Origin of the sequence: Methanospirillum sp. (assembly GCF_035406105.1) — an archaeon.
Lineage (GTDB): Archaea > Halobacteriota > Methanomicrobia > Methanomicrobiales > Methanospirillaceae > Methanospirillum.
The window spans coordinates 1-1,520 of the sequence record NZ_DAONKG010000348.1 but is presented as its reverse complement, the minus strand read 5'-3'; the positions used below and the strand labels follow the sequence as shown (position 1 = coordinate 1,520).

Here is a 1,520-nt window from a genome sequence, read left to right as displayed (position 1 = left end):
AATGATTTTATTAATTTAATAGAATGTCATCATGAACCTATAGATCCTACAATAATCCCAAAAAAAGTAATAGATGACTCAGGAATCTTATATTTTGAATGCAAACAATTCGGGTATGAGATCAATGATTTTAACTCACTTTTTGTTAATGGTCAATTTGATCATAATAAATGGGAAAAATTTGTTGAAGAAAAGGTTCAAAATATTATCAATAGTTTTAAAAATTGTAGGGACAAACAAAATGAGGAATGCTCAGATATTGTAAGAATTGGAAATTATAGTGATTTTTTTAATACGATTATTGTTAGAGATATGTTATTCCCACCTGATTCTATTTCTAAAATCTTTGGATCAATAAATCCCTGGCAATATTTATTATTAGTTCCCGCAGTTATTGCAATTTGGGCGACATTTTTAATTGTTACCGGATTATTCGACATAGTATATTATTTACTATCCGGTTTTTTGATTAGTTTAATTTTTATAATCTTATTTATAATTCTCTTTGGGATATGTTTCATAATTCGATGTTTATTTTACTAACAGGAATAGAAATAATGATTGCACAACCTCACAAGATATCAATAACAAAATCGGTACTTATTTAACAGGAAGACATAATGACTATTGAGAAGAAAGGAGAAAGGTTACTTATTCAAAACCGTCACCTTTCTCAATTAGATCTCTTTGTCAGCCGGGTTTTGTACACCCTGACCAAATATTCTCCATACGTAATTGTAAGTGGCTATGTTGCCATATTATTTGGCAGATCCCGAAGTACTGAAGATATCGATATTCTCATACCGTATTGTGATCTCTCTCTATTTCACACCATTCATGACACCTTTATTGAAGATGGGTATGAATTTTTAAACGCCGAGGATGCATCCGGGCTCTATTCAATATTAGCATCCGGATCAGCAATTCGCCTCTGTCAAAAAGACAGTTTTATTCCTAATATAGAAATAAAATTCATAAAAAATGAATCTGATGAGTATTCTTTCACAAACCGGATAGAACTAATAATAGACGGTAAAAATTTCTGGATTAGCCCTCTTGAGATACAGATTGCATTTAAGTTCTGGCTCGGGAGTGAGAAGGACATTGAAGATGCCATATTTATCAGAGAAGTGTGTAGGGACGTTATAGACGAAGACCTCATCAGAGAATTCTGTCTCTCCTTTGGAGTAAAATATGAAACCTCCTGACCCAGAATTTCGGGAAAGAAACCGAAAAGAACGGATATGGTTTGTGAAAAAACAGGCTGAGTGGGTACGATCAGTACCCAATGAAGTATGGAGTGAGCACCAGTGCAGGATGATAAATGCCCTGTATGCACATAAAGACCAGTATCCATTGACGAAAAAAGAATATCTTGATATGATTGAGAAAGCACGACTTTTATCAGGGAGACGGAAAGGTTCTCCACCGATCCCGAAGAGATTCCGGTGTTAGGAATAATAAAGTGAAAGAGATAATAGTTCTGATCTGGCTCATTGTGTGATAGTTCCGATAATCAT

Annotated in this window: 3 protein-coding genes; all 3 read left to right on the top strand. The window is 33.9% G+C overall.

Going from position 1 to position 1,520, the window contains the following annotated elements; translation table 11 throughout:
* A partial coding sequence (locus PLA23_RS13350) for a hypothetical protein (RefSeq protein WP_324475526.1) occupies positions 1-543 on the top strand: 543 nt, incomplete at its 5' end.
* A gap of 77 nt (positions 544-620) precedes the next feature.
* Positions 621-1,208 (top strand): hypothetical protein, encoded by a 588-nt coding sequence (locus PLA23_RS13345; RefSeq protein WP_324329795.1) that lies wholly within the window; start codon positions 621-623, stop codon positions 1,206-1,208.
* A complete protein-coding gene (locus PLA23_RS13340) occupies positions 1,195-1,455 on the top strand; it encodes a DUF8150 family protein (protein ID WP_324329793.1) in 261 nt (86 codons plus the stop codon). The genes PLA23_RS13345 and PLA23_RS13340 overlap by 14 nt, the downstream gene beginning before the upstream one ends.
* Positions 1,456-1,520: the final 65 nt, after the last annotated feature.

What these genes read in the sequence shown, in the direction of transcription:
- PLA23_RS13345 (WP_324329795.1), top strand. Translation starts at nt 621, where the DNA reads ATGACTATTGAGAAGAAAGGAGAAAGGTTACTTATTCAAAACCGTCAC.
- PLA23_RS13340 (WP_324329793.1), top strand. Translation starts at nt 1,195, where the DNA reads ATGAAACCTCCTGACCCAGAATTTCGGGAAAGAAACCGAAAAGAACGG.